This is a genomic window from Stenotrophomonas sp. YIM B13575, assembly GCF_042787595.1.
Classification (GTDB): domain Bacteria; phylum Pseudomonadota; class Gammaproteobacteria; order Xanthomonadales; family Xanthomonadaceae; genus Stenotrophomonas; species Stenotrophomonas lactitubi_B.
On record NZ_JBHZOP010000226.1, the window covers coordinates 1 to 1,515 of the forward strand.

Genomic DNA, 1,515 nt, shown 5'->3' on the forward strand with positions numbered 1-1,515 from the left:
GGCGGGGCCGGTTGCGGGGGCGTGAGCGCCATGGATGGCGCGACCGAGCTTACATGGACGTACTTGCAGCGCCCCCCGCAATCGGCCCCGCCCGGCCTCTCTACGGAAAGCGGCATTTGACGTGGACGTTGCCTCTGCGGGTGCCGGGCAGCAGCCCGGCAGCGTTATTTACCCAGCCGGGCGGCAAGCGCCTGCAGCGCGTTCTGCGCATCCGGGGCGAACCAGGCCTCGACGAAGCGGTCGAGCTGGATCAGGTCCGGGTGCAGGGCGTCGTGCAGTTCGGCGCGGGCGATGGCCCGGGTCAACAGCATCGGCTGCCGCGGCTGCTTCAGCAGGTCCTGCAGCCAGGCCACCGCACGGGCCACCACCAGCTCGCCATCAACCAGTTCATCGACCAGACCGATCTGCAAGGCTTGTTCGGCCGGTACCAGCGCGCCGGTGGCCAGCAGGACGCTGGAGCGATGCGCGCCCACGGCACGGCGCAGCAGGCGCTGGATGCCTTCCGGTGCGATCAGGCCGACCTGCACTTCGTTCAGGCCGATGGCGTACGGGCGCGCCGGATCGGCGCTGCGTGCCATCACCCGGTAGTCGCAGCACAGGGCCAGCACGCAGCCACCAGCCGGGGCGTGGCCGGTGATCGCCGCAACCACCGGGATGCGGCTCTCGGCAAGCGTGCGTACCGCGCCGAAGAACGCGTTCCAGGTGTCCAGCAGCTTGTGCTTGTCATCGCCATGCGAGAGCAGGTGCGGCACGTCCATGCCGCCGGTGAAGATACGCTCGCTGCCGGACAGCACGATACCGTGCGCGTCCTCGGCCATCGCCAGTTCGATGGCATGGATCAACTGCCGGCACAGCTCGGTGTCCAGGGCATTGACCGGCGGCCGCGCCAGCCGCAGTTCGCGGATGGGGCCATGGTTGATCACCTCGATGAGCGTCGTCATGCTGCGGGTCTCGTTGCGAAGAGGGAACTGAGACGATGATAACCAAACCATTCGTTGGCGTACTGTTGGTTCTGTGTGCGGCCGCAGCATCGGCCTCCGCCGCCGAGACGAAGTGCGTCACCGTCGAGCAGGGCTGGGTACGGTTGTTGCCCAACCCGAAGATGGCAATGACTGCCGGTTATGCGGTGATCCGCAACGGCTGCGCCAACGCGGTGGCGATCACCGGTGCACGCAGTGCGACCTTCGGCGATGTGTCGCTGCACGAGACCACGATCGTCGATGGGGTCAGCCGCATGCGTGAGGTCCGGCGCCTGCCATTGGCGCCCGGCGCGCGCGCCGTACTGAAGCCCGGTGGCCTGCACCTGATGCTGATGGACGGCAACCGCACCCTGGAGGAGGGGCAGCCTGTGTGGCTGCAGCTGCAGCTGGAAGATGGCACCGAAGTCAGCACGGCGTTGATAGCGCGCAAGGCCGCGCCGTAACGCGGCGCTCGTTCCGCCGGGCATGGCCCGGCGCTACCCAGGCATCACGGCCGAATCGACACTGGTAGCGCCGGGCCATGCCCGGCGAGCGC

At 68.4% G+C, this 1,515-nt stretch carries 2 protein-coding genes; one reads left to right on the forward strand and one right to left on the reverse strand.

The features are described from left to right. Nucleotides 1–164 precede the first annotated feature (164 nt). Nucleotides 165–941 carry an enoyl-CoA hydratase/isomerase family protein gene (locus ACFX4F_RS21380; protein WP_346579050.1) on the reverse strand — a complete coding sequence of 259 codons (777 nt, stop codon included), beginning with the start codon at nt 939–941 and terminating at the stop codon, nt 165–167. Nucleotides 942–976: 35 nt separating this feature from the next. Between ACFX4F_RS21380 and ACFX4F_RS21385 the strand changes: the two genes are divergently transcribed. Further along, a complete protein-coding gene (locus tag ACFX4F_RS21385; RefSeq protein ID WP_380658380.1) occupies nt 977–1,423 on the forward strand; it encodes a copper chaperone PCu(A)C in 447 nt (148 codons plus the stop codon). Nucleotides 1,424–1,515 lie beyond the last annotated feature (92 nt).

Excerpts from the sequence above, each read along its gene's own strand:
- ACFX4F_RS21380 (WP_346579050.1), bottom strand. The coding sequence starts at position 941 with ATGACGACGCTCATCGAGGTGATCAACCATGGCCCCATCCGCGAACTG.
- ACFX4F_RS21385 (WP_380658380.1), top strand. The coding sequence starts at position 977 with ATGATAACCAAACCATTCGTTGGCGTACTGTTGGTTCTGTGTGCGGCC.